Origin of the sequence: Flavobacterium sp. LC2016-01 (assembly GCF_009711135.1) — a bacterium.
In the GTDB taxonomy this organism is placed as follows: Bacteria; Bacteroidota; Bacteroidia; order Flavobacteriales; family Flavobacteriaceae; genus Flavobacterium.
In genome coordinates this window covers 38,674-53,119 of sequence record NZ_WMIC01000005.1, presented here as the reverse complement: position 1 = coordinate 53,119, position 14,446 = coordinate 38,674, and the positions used below count along the sequence as shown (strand labels likewise).

General features: G+C 32.7%; 16 protein-coding genes. 11 read left to right on the top strand and 5 right to left on the bottom strand.

Annotated features, from left to right (window positions below; genetic code table 11):
* Positions 1–21 precede the first annotated feature (21 nt).
* The 3 genes from GKZ88_RS11465 (at position 22) to murI (ending at position 2,485) form a co-directional block, all read left to right on the top strand.
* On the top strand, positions 22–1,038 hold the full coding sequence (locus GKZ88_RS11465) for an OmpH family outer membrane protein (protein WP_155102519.1): 1,017 nt from the start codon (positions 22–24) through the stop codon (positions 1,036–1,038).
* Between the two features lie 14 nt (positions 1,039–1,052).
* A complete protein-coding gene (locus tag GKZ88_RS11460) occupies positions 1,053–1,556 on the top strand; it encodes an OmpH family outer membrane protein (protein ID WP_196216472.1) in 504 nt (167 codons plus the stop codon).
* A gap of 152 nt (positions 1,557–1,708) precedes the next feature.
* Positions 1,709–2,485, top strand: coding sequence for a glutamate racemase (gene murI, locus GKZ88_RS11455; RefSeq protein WP_155102518.1), 777 nt, complete (start codon positions 1,709–1,711; stop codon positions 2,483–2,485).
* 3 nt (positions 2,486–2,488) lie between these two features.
* Here the strand turns inward: murI and GKZ88_RS11450 are convergent, their stop codons facing one another.
* Positions 2,489–3,724 carry an aromatic hydrocarbon degradation protein gene (locus tag GKZ88_RS11450; protein ID WP_155102517.1) on the bottom strand — a complete coding sequence of 412 codons (1,236 nt, stop codon included), beginning with the start codon at positions 3,722–3,724 and terminating at the stop codon, positions 2,489–2,491.
* Complete coding sequence (locus GKZ88_RS11445) at positions 3,725–5,056, bottom strand: DUF4270 family protein (RefSeq protein ID WP_230392512.1); 1,332 nt, start codon at positions 5,054–5,056, stop codon at positions 3,725–3,727.
* Between the two features lie 281 nt (positions 5,057–5,337).
* Between GKZ88_RS11445 and GKZ88_RS11440 the strand changes: the two genes are divergently transcribed.
* The 5 genes from GKZ88_RS11440 (at position 5,338) to GKZ88_RS11420 (ending at position 9,433) form a co-directional block, all read left to right on the top strand.
* Complete coding sequence (locus GKZ88_RS11440; protein ID WP_230392511.1) at positions 5,338–6,129, top strand: DUF6268 family outer membrane beta-barrel protein; 792 nt, start codon at positions 5,338–5,340, stop codon at positions 6,127–6,129.
* 16 nt (positions 6,130–6,145) lie between these two features.
* Positions 6,146–7,153 carry a kelch repeat-containing protein gene (locus tag GKZ88_RS11435; RefSeq protein ID WP_155102515.1) on the top strand — a complete coding sequence of 336 codons (1,008 nt, stop codon included), beginning with the start codon at positions 6,146–6,148 and terminating at the stop codon, positions 7,151–7,153.
* Positions 7,143–7,475, top strand: a complete 333-nt coding sequence (locus GKZ88_RS11430; RefSeq protein WP_155102514.1) for a DUF4907 domain-containing protein — start codon at positions 7,143–7,145, stop codon at positions 7,473–7,475. The genes GKZ88_RS11435 and GKZ88_RS11430 overlap by 11 nt, the downstream gene beginning before the upstream one ends.
* Positions 7,476–8,582, top strand: a complete 1,107-nt coding sequence (locus tag GKZ88_RS11425; protein WP_155102513.1) for a sensor histidine kinase — start codon at positions 7,476–7,478, stop codon at positions 8,580–8,582.
* 134 nt (positions 8,583–8,716) lie between these two features.
* Entirely contained in the window at positions 8,717–9,433 is a 717-nt protein-coding gene (locus GKZ88_RS11420) for a LytTR family DNA-binding domain-containing protein (RefSeq protein ID WP_155102512.1), read from the top strand.
* A 92-nt stretch (positions 9,434–9,525) separates the two neighbouring features.
* Here the strand turns inward: GKZ88_RS11420 and GKZ88_RS11415 are convergent, their stop codons facing one another.
* The gene (locus GKZ88_RS11415; RefSeq protein ID WP_155102511.1) at positions 9,526–10,038 is read right to left on the bottom strand and encodes a gamma carbonic anhydrase family protein; all 513 of its coding nucleotides are present in this window, start codon (positions 10,036–10,038) and stop codon (positions 9,526–9,528) included.
* 6 nt (positions 10,039–10,044) lie between these two features.
* On the bottom strand, positions 10,045–11,034 hold the full coding sequence (locus GKZ88_RS11410) for a type IX secretion system membrane protein PorP/SprF (RefSeq protein WP_155102510.1): 990 nt from the start codon (positions 11,032–11,034) through the stop codon (positions 10,045–10,047).
* Positions 11,035–11,177: 143 nt separating this feature from the next.
* Here GKZ88_RS11410 and GKZ88_RS11405 point away from each other — a divergent pair, with 143 nt between their 5' ends.
* The 3 genes from GKZ88_RS11405 to GKZ88_RS11395 all read left to right on the top strand — a co-directional run bounded on the left by GKZ88_RS11405 (position 11,178) and on the right by GKZ88_RS11395 (position 13,518).
* Positions 11,178–12,077, top strand: a complete 900-nt coding sequence (locus tag GKZ88_RS11405) for a NifU family protein (protein ID WP_155102509.1) — start codon at positions 11,178–11,180, stop codon at positions 12,075–12,077.
* A 151-nt stretch (positions 12,078–12,228) separates the two neighbouring features.
* On the top strand, positions 12,229–12,612 hold the full coding sequence (locus tag GKZ88_RS11400; RefSeq protein WP_155102508.1) for a YtxH domain-containing protein: 384 nt from the start codon (positions 12,229–12,231) through the stop codon (positions 12,610–12,612).
* Between the two features lie 99 nt (positions 12,613–12,711).
* A complete protein-coding gene (locus GKZ88_RS11395; protein WP_155102507.1) occupies positions 12,712–13,518 on the top strand; it encodes a mechanosensitive ion channel domain-containing protein in 807 nt (268 codons plus the stop codon).
* 9 nt (positions 13,519–13,527) lie between these two features.
* On the opposite strand, the gene tsaB is transcribed toward GKZ88_RS11395, so the two are convergent.
* Positions 13,528–14,199, bottom strand: coding sequence for a tRNA (adenosine(37)-N6)-threonylcarbamoyltransferase complex dimerization subunit type 1 TsaB (gene tsaB, locus GKZ88_RS11390; protein WP_155102506.1), 672 nt, complete (start codon positions 14,197–14,199; stop codon positions 13,528–13,530).
* Positions 14,200–14,446 lie beyond the last annotated feature (247 nt).

Below are 14,446 nucleotides of genomic sequence, written 5' to 3'. Positions count from 1 at the left end.
ATCATCAAATAAAGTTATGTTATGATAAAACAGTTTTTATTTATATTTTTAGCCTTGATTGTAGCAAATACAAGTCAGGCACAGACAAGAACGACAAGGATTGGCTATATCGATATGGAGTACATTCTTGAAAACGTTTCTGACTATAAAGAGGCAACAGCTCAATTAGAGCTAAAAGCTCAAAAATGGAAACAAGAAATTGAATCCAAAAAAATAGAAATAAATAAACTGAAAGAAAGTTTAAAAGCTGAAAAAGCACTTTTAACAAAAGAGCTTATCGATGAAAGAGAAACGGAAATAAAATTTCTGGAAACTGAAATGATGGATTATCAGCAAAAGCAATTTGGATCTGACGGAAATCTAATGCATCAAAAGGCTTCGCTTGCTAAACCAATCCAGGATCAAGTTTTTACTGCTGTACAGGACATTGCTGAAGCTAAAAACTATGATTTTATTTTTGATAAATCTTCAGATTTGACAATGCTTTTCAGCAATAAAAAATTTGACATCAGCGATCAGGTTATACGAGTTTTAAACAGAACTGACAAAAGAGAGCAATTGACTAAAAAACAATTGAAAGATCAGGAAGTTAAAGAGAGCAAAGAAAATGCTATTGATGAAAATCCAGCGATGGCTGATCGACAAAAAGCACTGGATGAAAAGAAAGCAGCCAGAGAAAAACTAATCGAAGACAGAAGATTAGAGCAGGAAGCCAAGAAAAAAGAATACGACGACAGACGAAAAGCCATACAAGCCGAAAGAGAAGCTAAAAAAAATGGCACGGTTTCTGAACCTGCAAAATCAGCAGAGACAGCAAAACCTGCTGAAACCAGCAAAACTGACGGAACAACGGCAAAACCTGAAACAGTACCTGCAACAACAGAACCAGCGGTAGATAAAGCAGCAGAAAGACAAAAACTGTACGAACAGCGTAAAAAAGAATTAGAAGAAAGAAGAAAAAAAATATTAGAAGAAAGAGAAGCGGCTAAAAAAGCGAAAGAAGCCGAAACACAAAAACCTAATACGACCAATAATTAATTAATATTTTAAAAATGATGAAACAAATCAAAACTTTACTAATTGCTGCCGTTCTAATTTTAGGAGCAAGTAACACAATGAATGCACAGGCTAAGGTTGCCCATGTTGATGTTAGCGAGATTATGTCGAAAATGCCTGCTATGCTAGATGCTCAAAATCAACTACAAAAATTAAGTGGTACATACGACGCGGAATACAAAAAAATGGTTGAAGAATATCAAACTAAAATCAGAAAGTACGAAGAAGAGTCTACAAAACAAACTGAAGCAGTTAACACAGAGCGCGCTAAAGAAGTTCAAGACATGCAAAAAAGAATTGTTGATTACAGAGACAATGCACAAAAAGAACTACAACAAAAAGATTCTGACATCATGAAACCAATTATGGAAAAAGTGAAAGCTTCTATCCAAAAAGTTGGAAAAGCTAAAGGTTACCAATACGTTTTAGATGGTTCTACACTTATCTTAGCTGATGGTCCAAACATCACTGCTGATGTGAAAAAAGATTTAGGATTCTAAGAAATTAATTTCTTATTATTAAAAAACTGCTCAGTACTTTAAAAGTCTGGGCATTTTTTTTACAATAAATTAAACCAAAAAAAGATAAAAATTTACAGATTTCGATTAAATTGAAACATCAATTTATTTCAAAAAATATTAAATTTGTATTTATGACGAATAACAATCCTATAGGCGTTTTTGATTCTGGAATTGGAGGAACTTCAATCTGGAATGAAATTCATAATCTTCTTCCAAACGAAAAAACCATTTATTTAGCAGACAGCAAAAATGCGCCTTACGGTCAAAAGACCAAAGAAGAAATTGTTGCTCTCAGTAAAAAAAATGTTGATTTATTAATCGAAATGGGATGTAAATTAATTGTTGTAGCCTGCAATACAGCCACAACAAATGCCATTCGTGAACTACGTGCTGATTACGATATTCCGTTTATAGGAATTGAACCGGCTATTAAACCTGCCGCTAATAATTCAAAAACGCAAGTAATTGGAATTTTAGCGACCAAAGGAACTCTAAACAGCGAACTGTTTAACAAAACAGCCGAGATGTTCCAAAACACAACTATAATAGAGCAAGTTGGTTATGGCTTAGTACAACTTATAGAAGATGGAAATCTAAATTCACCAGAGATGACCGAGCTTTTAGAATCGTATTTACAGCCAATGATTGATGCCAATATTGATTATCTGGTTTTAGGATGCAGTCATTATCCGTACCTGATTCCTCAGATAAAAAAAATTCTGCCGGACCACATCCAGATTATTGATTCTGGTGAAGCGGTGGCCCGTCAGACACAAAATATTTTGCGTGAAAAAGTGGGTTTTTCAGCTCTTAAAGAAAGTGAACCTGAATTTTATGTCAATTCAAATCCAGCTGTATTGGAATCAATTTTGGATTATAAATATCCTGTTGTACACAAAGATTTTTAAGTTTTATTCAAACTTTCGCTTGACGAACCAAATTCCGTCTAAAGATAAATTCAGAGACAGTTTATGATAATTTTCTTTTATTAGATCATTAGCGATTCTCCCTTTTTGTCCGTAAGAATAGGAAATGTTCAGGGTTGTCAAAGTATTTTCTATTGGTAAAGAAAGCCCGATAGAAACTGCCGCATTATTTACTCGTTTTCCATCTACTTCAAGATATCCGTTATCAAAATTGGCTCCCATTGCATATTGAACCCGGTCCCAATATTTTCTATAATCTTTCTTGGCCTTATATGTAAAACCGAGAGCAAATCTATCCTGATCTACAAAATTTCCGTATAACTCAGCTTGGTTTGTACTGTTCCAAAAACTTCTTTCATAATCTAAAGTCATATTTAAATTATTTTTAAAGCGCTTGCTAAACCCCACTCCTATTTCTAAAGGCATATAAAAATCGTCGATATCTGAAGCAACATCAGTTTCAATTTTAGTTGTAACTTCATCTGCAATAACCTGAACACTCTGCACTTTTGAAGCCTTAATTTGAGCAGGTAATTTAATTACTGGAGCAATCGTAAAAGTAGAATCTATTTTATATTGTACTCCTAATGTGGCACGCAGACCATTATAGCTTGTTTTTTTTGTAATTGTTGTAAGCGTATTTTCTACGAGAAAACTTCGTACATCGGCAATGTTTCCAAATAATACTGAACCTGAAAAACCAAGAGAAAGCTTTTTCCCAAATCTATATCCATATGAAAAATCAAAATTATTAAGTCCGCCAGATCCTGCGGCTGTCAAATAATAATATTCCAAACTATTTTCTATTGGAAGTTTAAGATTTGAAATTTTAAAAGTACCACTAGAATAAGGACGTAATGCCAAACTAAATCCTGAATTTTTAGTAACAGGAAAAGCAAAAGCCATATGCGAAAACTGAAAATTATTTCGTTTTTCTTCTCGAGAACTGCTTTGATAAGTTGTCGCGATCGCATTTCCACCAATATCAAACATAAAATGGTTTAATGACATAAAACCCAAAGACGCAGGATTTAAATTGTTTATAAAAGTTGTCGAAGGCAAAGCCATACCTGACGAACCAATAGAGGGAAGAATTCCAAAATCTGACTCGTAGACACTTCCAACGCCATAAAGCGAATAAGGTGAACTTGAAATACTTTGAGAAAATGAAGTCAGCGACAATAAAATGAAGCAGCTTAAAAAAACTATTTTATTTTTCATTTAATACGAGATATAATAAATTTTCAATTGAATTTTGTTGTTCAAATGTTTTTGATCGCCTAAAACAATTCGATTTACTGTTTTATAGATTCCTGGTAATGTCAGAATCAGAGAGGATCTTGAATCCGATTTTTTGAGCATTTCTCTTTGCAGAAAATTCCCAACCGGAATTGAATATCCAACATCTTCATTAAACTCGTCACTTTTTTTATTTAAAATGCCATAAACCGTTGTCCCTGCCGAATTCACCAAGGAAGCGCTGATTCGGTTTAAATTATCTGCTACAAAAACAGACAGGGAATCGGCTAAAGGATATTTTGAAGAATAACTATTGTTGACGGGCTTTACTATAAGTTCAGCATTCACAATTGCTCCATTATCTGCAATATATTTGAGCTGTTTTATATTAGGAAAATCGATACGGCATGCCACTCCTGTACCCGACTGAATAAAACCTTGCTGATTTGTGGCTGAACTTGACAGTTTACTGCTGGAAATGGGCAAATTCTGAATTACAGTTCCCGATTTGTCAAGTGAAATTGCATTAAATTGTTTTGTTGCATCTGAAATTGTAAAATCAACTACATAAGGTGTTTCTTCAGTATCAGACTGGTATTTGGAATAATACATCCTGACTTTGCTTGTTGAAACATGAAAACCAATAACGCTCGAGGAATTTGAAGTTGAAGGCACAAGAACAAGTCCTTTCAAATATTCTGAAAAACTGTCAAAATCAGTAATTTCTCTTTTCTTTAATTTTTGAAAAAGGGCCGAACCAAAAACATCACTCATTTTAATTACAATAGAATCTTTTTCAAGTGGTCTGGGCTTGTATGAAATTGACCCAATACTTTCATCATCGTACGCGAACGAAGAATTATTATACAAGTTATCATCGCCCGTATTCGGTTTTATTCTTTGTGTGAGTCGATGAATATCAAATGTCTGCACTTTTGTGGTGTCTCCATAATAATAGTTGTCATATTTTAAGATCATGGAAATTGAATCAAAAACAAAATTGACTGCTTCAGTATCTGAGCCTCCTGTAATATTTAAATTATAAGAATCTCCAGCTAACTGAAAATAACTGTTTGATTTAATTTTCCCCAAAATTGGATCATCGTAGTTTCCAACTAAAATTCGGTTTTTATTTGAGGTCGCCAGAGAATCAAAATTTATTGTCGACATATCAACCGTCATGGTATCAATTAAAATCGCTTTATTGCTTATTGCCAAATAATCGGATCCAACAACAAATTCACCTGCATCAGTATCTGTACCGCACGAAAGTATCGTGACTGCAAAAAAGAACATCAATATAAACTTGTGCATAATATAATTTTTCGGCAAATATAAAATGGCATAATCTGCACCGCACTACAACATATACAGTCATGCGCTTTTGCACTACAAACAGCAAAAAATCATCTATAATGGCATTATACCATCAAAACTTTGTTTCAGCCTTAAAAAGGGCTGTTTAGTCTATCAAAAAACGCCATACATATATATTCTTTTTTTTAAAAGCATCAGCCACCTACTTTTGGACCAATAAATAAGTAATGAGAATAAGGCTTTTAATATGTTCCGTTTTTACAATTTCATTTTACAGTATGAAGGCTCAAGAAACTTTTTCGGCAAATGTGAATTTAAAAACAGAACCCACTGATAAAATTGATTTTAATGAAAGCAGCGTTTCGGTGTTATTCAATAAAAAAATAAATAGCAAAAACCAGTTGACAAATACAACAGAATATTCAAAGCTGAGTATCAACTATGAACTTAACAATTTTTCATCATTTGAAAATTTGGATCGGTTCAATCAGTTTCAAAATAAAACGGATTATTTGTTTCAAGTTTCGGACAAAACAAAACTGAAATTTTCGGTTACGCCAATGTTCAGTTTTCAGGAGAATTTAGATTTTTCTGATTTTACCCTTTTAGGAAGTTTTGAAGTCAATCAGCAATTGAATTCAAATACAACTATTACAGTTGGAACTGCAAGATCAGCCATTTTTGGGGCTCCAAAGTTTATTCCGCTTTTAGCAATAAACTATATACTGAGCGAAAAAAGCACAATTTCAGTTGGATTTCCTGACTCACAAATTTCATATTCAAATAATATTCGAAATAAATTCAGCTTAACAAACAGCTTTAATGGGAGTTATTATTATTTAGATCAAAAATCTAGCTCCGATTATAATGCATCAAAAGTGAGTTTATCTCAAATGACATCGGCTTTTGAATATGAACGAAATGTAGATACAAATTGGTTTTTGAATTTTAAAGCTGGTTATGATTTTAATAAAAAATACAAACTGACAGATTCTGAAGATCACACTGTATACAATTTTAATACAGGAAACGGCAGCATTTTTAGCATTGGCATCAAATACAAACAATAAATAAATTTTACACATTATGAATAATTTGAAAAAAGGAATATTATTCGCAACTCTATTTTCAGCTCTTATTTTTGCAGGTTGCAGCAATGACGATGACGATGATGATTTAATAGGAAACTGGATTAAAAAGTCGGCATTTGATGGCCCAGCAAGATCAAGCGCTACTAGTTTTGTAATTGGTGACTATGCTTACATCGCAACTGGCTATACTGGTGATGTATATTTAAAAGATTTATGGGCTTATAATTCTAATGGAGATTATTGGGAACAAAAAGCTGATTTTACAGGTGTGGGAAGAAGCTCTGCTTCGAGTTTTACTTTGAATGGAAAAGGATATATTGGTCTTGGTTACGATGGAACTAATAAATTGAAAGATTTTTTTCAATATGACCCAACAAGCAACAGCTGGACTCAAAAAACAGATTTTGCAGGAACTGGACGTTATGGTGCATTAGGATTTCAAGTTGGCGGGAAAGCGTATTTTGGAACGGGATATGACGGAAATTACCTGAAAGATTTCTACCAATACAATGATCAAGCAAATGCCTGGACGCTAGTAAACGGCTTTAGCGGCAACAAAAGAAGAAATGCAACTGTTTTTATAATTGGCGATAAAGCTTATCTAGGAACTGGAATTAACAATGGTGTTTTTCAGGAAGACTTTTGGGAATTTGATCCTGCAACAGATGTCTGGACAAGAAAGCGAGACATTGATAAAGATACAAATGATGATTACACCTACAACGATGAATATGCTGTAACGCGTTCAAACTCATCAAGTTTTTCTTTGAATGGTCTAGGATATGTTGTGGGAGGTGATGGTATAAAAACCGTTTGGGAATATAATCCGTCAACAGATCTTTGGGTAGAACGAACTTCAATGGAAGGTGCAACAAGAACAGACGCCGTGGGCTTTGCTATTAATAACCGCGGTTTTTATATGTTGGGTCGATCAGGTTCAACTTATTTTGATGATGCCTGGGAATTCAAACCTCTTGACGAACAAAGCGACGATGATAATTAATACTAAAAAACAATTCTTCTGGGGTAAAATCCAGAAGAATTTATTGTTTATTTTACTTGTTTTACAATTTGCTGGTTGTGCAAAAACCGAAACATTCAAAGTTGATTCCTTTAAAACAAAAACGGGCTGGGGCTATACTATTTCGGACAAAAACAAAATTCTGATAAAGCAATCCATTATTCCTGTAATAAGTAACACAAAAAGCTTTTCTACAGAAGAAGATGCCTTAAAAACAGCTAAATTGGTTGTCAGCAAACTAGACAAGAATATGCCGCCAACTTTAACAAAAAATGATTTAATTTTATTAAAAATAAAATTCTAAATGAAGATCGACGCCATTAAAAATACAAGTTCAAACAAAATTCTATTTCATTGTATCATATGGATTTTCTTTATATTGACTTCTTTAATTCAATTTTACGAAAGTCCCTTTAGAATCAATAATGATTTTTATGCGCAATGGATTACTGGAATTATATTGTTTTATCTGAACTATTTTTACTTGGTTCCGGTTTTGCTTTTAGAAAAAAAATACTGGCTCTACTTTGTTTTTGTTCTAGTTCTTATTGTTGTGTTCATGGTCATCCGAACGCATTATTTTATTCCAGAATTTCGACATTTAAGACCCGAAAACATGCGTCCGCCGAGAATGATGCCTGATCCCAAATTTTTCCCAAAAGGCGCACATTTTAGAACCGAAATAAGACAGCCTTTCTTTTTTAGAATAGCTCCTTCTTTTTTCTATATTTTAATACTTACTATAAGTGCAATTATTAGAACATTGACTGAATTTTATAATAATCAGCAAAATAAATTAATTGCCGAAACACATAGAACAAATACTGAATTGATTTATTTGCGCAAGCAGACTAATCCGCATTTTTTATTCAATTCCTTGAACAGTATTTATTCATTGGCACACAAGAAATCTGATTTGGTCCCTGATGCCATCGTGACATTATCTGAACTCATGCGGTATATGCTGTATGAAACTGATAATAAAACGGTGGCTTTAGAAAAAGAAATCAATTATATTCAGAATTATATCGAACTGCAAAAACTGAGGCTTAACAATATTGAAGACATTGTTATAAATGTACATGGCGATACAAAAAATAAATTTATAGAGCCTTTACTTTTAATTTCATTTGTTGAAAATGCTTTTAAATACGGAACCGATTATAAAGGTGCAGCGCATGTTAAAATCAAAATTTTTATTCATGAAAACAGTCTTGATTTTTGGATAGAAAATACAATTGAAAATTATGTAAAAGATCCTGAAAATTCAGGAATTGGATTGGTAAATATTCAAAGCCGACTTGATTTGCTTTATCCAAATGCGCATCAGCTTACAATTACGCAGGACAACGAGTATTACAGAGTTCATCTGAATTTAAATTTAGATGAGATTCAAACTGCTATTAATTAATTCAAATTGCACTAAACGTTAAGAGATAATTATAAAATAAACGCTTATTTTATGAAAATTTTAAAACTTAATTGATTGATTTCAAAGTACTTTTGAGCACCAAAACAAAATTTTAAAAACTTAATTTCCAGCAGATGAAATGTGTAATTATTGATGACGAACCTTTAGCCGTTGAATTATTAGAAGATTTTGTCAAAAAAGTAGACTCTCTTGAATTGTTAACTACTTTCAATAATGCCATCGACGCTGTATCTTTTATCAATCAAAATAATGTTGATTTAATTTTTCTGGACATCCAGATGCCTCACTTCTCTGGAATTGACTTTTTAAATACAATTGAAAAAAAACCTTTGGTAATTTTCACAACTGCTTATTCTGACTATGCTGTGGAAGGATTTAATCTTGGGGCAGTTGATTATTTAGTAAAACCAATTCCGTTTCACCGTTTTTTAAAATCGGTTGTAAGAGCACAGCAAATTGTAAATCCGGCCACGGCTATTCAAGCTATTTCTGAAAATACAGCAACTCCAGAATTAGAGCAAGATTTTATGTTTGTAAGAGCTGAATATGAAAATGTAAAAATGAATTTTTCAGATATCTTATTTATTGAAGGCCTGAAAGATTATGTAAAAATTTACACAACCGACAATAAATTTACGCTAACGTTAATCAGTTTAATAAAACTGGAAAACTTGCTTTCCAGCAAAGGTTTTTCGCGAATTCACAGATCTTATATCATTAATATAAAACATGTCAAATCGATACAGAAAAATAAGGTTTTGATTAGTGACAAACGAATTCCAATCAGCGAAAGCTATAAGAGTGCTTTTTTCGAAAAGATCAATTTATAGATAATTAAATTACAAAAAAGAAAATTCCAAATTCCAATAGTATCTATATCATTGGAATTTGGAATTTTTATTTTTTGTAATTTCTTGAATTTTTATTCCTTAAGCCAGCTCGAATACATTACGTAATTGTTTGAAATACGTTCGATTTCGCCAGCAAAGTTAGATTCATCAATATCTTTCACTTTTTTTGCTGGGACGCCTGCATAAATACTTCCAGATTCAACAACAGTATTCTGTGTTATAACAGCTCCGGCCGCAATAATTGAGTTACTTTCTATCACACAGTTATCCATAACGATAGCGCCCATTCCTATTAAAACATTATCGTGAACAGTACAGCCGTGTACAATTGCATTATGCCCTATTGAAACATTATTTCCAATAATAGTAGGATGTTTTTGATACGTACAATGAATAATTGCACCATCTTGAATATTTACTTTATTGCCAATTTTAATAAAGTGAACATCACCGCGAATAACCGCATTGAACCAAACACTGCAGGAATGTCCAAATGAAACATCTCCAACAATGGTCGCGTTTTCGGCAACATAACAATCCTCTGGGATCAAAGGTGATTTTCCGTTTACAGACTTGATTAACATAATAATTTAATTAATAGCAGGACAATTACAATCGTAACGTTCTTTTTTACAAAATAAATTGATACCTAAAGTAATTTGATGATAAGCGCCAGTATCAAATTTTACATCACCCATAACTTGTGAGTAGGTGTAAGCAAACATAAAATTGTTATAGTTAATTCCAATTATTGGCGTGAAATATTGCAGTTTTTGAGCCTTTACACCACTTCCTGTGCTGTATTGCGCTCCATCAAAACTTCTTCTATATGAAAACGCTGCCCATATACTACCAAAATCTACATTTTTGTAGACCTTCATATTCAAATCAATAGTTTTTTCTTTCGTCTGATCAAATACTTGAAGCAATACAGATGGTTCCCAGGTAAAATTTCCGTTTTTCCCAAAAACATATCCGGCACTAAGCAAAAACTTTCTCAAATTGTCGCTTTCATAATCCGTATACAATTCTCTTCTGGTTTCAAGAAGTCCTTGAACAGTCGCATGTGCATAAAAATCTAAATAGTTATATGAAGCTCCAACATCAACATTGAAATAAGAATCTTTTTGAATAGATCCAAAAACGATTGGATCAAAAGTCCCTCCAAATTTGGTTTCATCTAATTGACTCTGAATAACGCCCCCACTGATACCAAATGAAAGCTGATTCAAATCAAGTTCATCTCTTGAAAACATAATATGATGCGCATAAGTAAGCTTTAATCCTTTTTGAGAATGGTACCCGTTTTTATCATTAAAAACAATTATTCCTGCTCCAGAACGCTCTCCAATTCTTCCGTTAAAACTTAAAGTTCCTAGTGAAGGCGCGTCATCTTGCCCAAACCATTGTTTTCTTGCTGTTAATCTTACTTTTGCACAATTTGCTGCACCGGCCATTGATGGATGAATCAAATAAAGGTTATCCGACAAATAATCTGAGTAAACGGGAATTCCTTCTTGCGAATAGGAATAAAATGATGTAACCAAAAAAATGAATAAAACCTTGATTCTAAATTCCATAAAGGCAAATTTGTTTAAAGAAATTTTTGACTCTCATAATTTAATACGATTTATTTGAAAAGAGTCTTAATTATTTTATTAAAAAACCAAATATAAGTATTAGTAGAAAATAACTTTACTAAATTTGCAAAAAATATATGACCATGACAAAAATCACTATAAAAGAAACACAAAACCCGACGATTTTAAAATTTGAATTCGAAGATTTCATTACAAAAAATCAAAATTTCGAATTCAAAAATATTGATGAGGCACAAGCATCACCACTTGCACAGCAATTATTTTATCTTCCGTTTGTAAAAACAGTATATATTTCAGGAAATTTCATCGCAATTGAGCGATTCAGTATTGTTGACTGGGATGATGTAAAAGATGCTGTTGCGGAGCAAATTGAGGCTTTTGTTGACAAAGGCGGTGTTATTGTAACTATCGACGAAAACAAGCCAAAAAAACAGCCTATTACAGTTTATGGAGAAACAACTCCAAACCCTGCCGCTTTAAAATTTGTTGTGAGCAGAATGCTGACAAAAAATGCTATTGAATATAAAAATATCGACCAGACAGCTTCTTCACCGCTAGCACAGGAATTATTTAAATTTCCTTACGTAAAAGAAGTTTTTATTGATGAAAATTATATTTCGGTAACAAAATATGAAATCAATAACTGGGATGAAATTACTTTAGAATTAAGAACATTTATTAAACAATTTATCGAAAACGGCGGTACTGTTTTAGATGAAAGTTTAATTGAAATTAAAGCTAAAAATGATGTTGCCAAAGATGAAGCGTTTGACAAATTAGACGTTACTTCTCAGCAAATTATCAATATCTTGGAAGAATACGTAAAACCAGCAGTTGCTGCAGACGGTGGAAATATTGCTTTTGATTCTTATAATGAAGACAACAAAACTGTAAAAGTAATTTTGCAGGGTGCCTGCAGCGGTTGCCCATCATCGACTTTTACTTTAAAAAGCGGTATCGAAAACATGCTGAAAAGCATGCTGAATGATGAAGCAATTACAGTTGAAGCTTTGAATGCTTAATACAAAATATCACAAAGAAGATAAACGCCCGCAAATTGCGGGCGTTTTTTTTATCCTGTATAAATCTTATTTTCAATAAATTATCATTAATAAAACTATAAGTTCTATAAAATTACTTAATATTGTATTCTTAACTAATCAATATAAAACCATGGGTGTATCATCTTTTTTTAAAAACTTATTTGGCTCGACCAAAGAATCTGTAAACGAATTGGCAACTAATGCCGAAAGTACTTTTGAGCAAGCTAAAGAAGCCGCTGCACCATACATTGAGAAAGCAGAAACTTTTGCCGAAGAAACGATTGCCAAAGCAAAAGAAGCATCTGAACCAATCATCGAATCTGCTGCAGAATATGCTCATAAAGCGAAAGAGACTGTGAGCGAATATGCTGAAAAAGCATCTGACGCAATCAGCGATGTTATTGAAACCGTAAAAGAGAAAACTGCAGAAGCTGCTGATGACACCAAATCAATTGTTTCAGAAACTGTTGCGGATACAAGCGAACCAGCAGTAGAAGAAGCTGACAAGGAATAAAACCGCTTTCTTTTCTTATAAAAATAAATATTTTTTATATTTGCAAAATAATACACCTTCTCGTTTTGAGAAGGTTTTTTTTATCCTTAAAATACAATTATGAGCCCAGAACAATTCAGCACTTACGCCAACGCACTAATAGGAGTGTTAGTAGATTATTCTCCAAAATTAATCTCTGCTCTTATCGTTTTATTTGTTGGTTTATACGCCATAAGATTAATAAACAGATCGATCAGGAAAATAATGGTGAAACGAAATTTAGATCCTACATTGACTAAATTTCTCGCCGATATTTTATTATGGTCACTCCGAATTTTATTATTTGTAACCTTTATTTCAAATCTCGGAATTCCTACTACGTCATTTGTTACCATTTTAGGAGCAATGGGACTTGCAGTTGGTTTATCATTACAAGGTTCGCTTTCTAATTTTGCCGGCGGTATGTTAATTATTGTTTTTAAGCCTTTTAAAGTTGGTGATACAATCGAAGCACAGGGCGTTATTGCTACAGTTTTAGAAATCCAGATTTTTGTCACCAAAATGCTGACAGGAAATAATCAGACTGTTTTTGTTCCAAATGGTGCTTTGTCAAATGGAACAATTATCAATTATTCCATGCAGGGAGAAAGAAGAGCAGATTTGACTTTTTCAGTTTCATACGACTCCGATATCAAAAAAGCAAAAGAGGTTCTTTTAGATGTTTTGAATAAAAACCCAAAAGTGCTTAAGACTCCTGCACCAGAAGTTTTTGTAAAAAATTTATCAGCAAGTTCTGTGGATTTTGCGGTTCGTCCGTGGGCAAAAAATGGCAATTATGGAGCTGTTTTTTCTGAAACTTTAGAGAACTGCAAAATAGCTTTAGACGAAGCAGGAATTTCTGTTCAGCCGTTTACGCTTCAAAAATAAAATAGATAATTATTTTTTTGATGGAAGTGTCATCATAAAATCTTTTAAATAATAAGGCTCAAAATAAGCGACATCTACGGTGTCGCTTTTTTGATATTTATCATAACTGATTTTACTCATTTCTCTTGCCGAAGGATATTTGATTTCTTCTAAAAAAACAAAATTTTCTTTTGTTAAAACTGGCTTGCATTTTTCGGCACAATCACCAACAAAATAAAGCACATCTTTGTATTCTGAAAAAGATTCTTCAGAAATAATTTCAGCTTGAATCGCTCTTTCTCTTTTAAAATCTGAAGTAAAAATTTCACTGTAAACTTCCATTCTTCTGGCATCAAGCATCGGAATAATTTTTCCTTCTGAAACAGAAACTCTTGAAGCCAAGGTCTCTAATGTATCAACAGCGATCAGCGGAATATTTAAAGCATAACACAAGCCTTTTGCTGCAGAAACTCCAATACGCAAACCTGTATAGGATCCTGGTCCCTGACTTACCGCAACAGCCCCTAAATCTTGAACCGAGATTCCTGATTCTGTAATTATTTCTTCAATAAAAACATGAAGTTTTTCGGCATGCGAATATCCTTCTTCAGCGATTTCTTTGCATAGAATAGTTTCACCATTTTTTGCAATTGATACTGAACAATTTTTTGTTGCTGTTTCGATGTTAAGAATAAAAGACAATACGGTGTGTGATTAAAAAATTATACAAAAATTAAAGACGCAAAAATAAAGGTTAATAACCAGAACAAGACAAATGATACACCTAAATTTCCCAATAAAAAGCCTATGTATAAAATCAGCTTTTTTTCTATTGCAAAATATTTAAATTCGTCATTATAATATTTTGTTTTATATACACTATAATGCACCCATATCAAATATACAATTACACTGATAGAGCTTCCAAAAATACTAAAAATAATTTCTG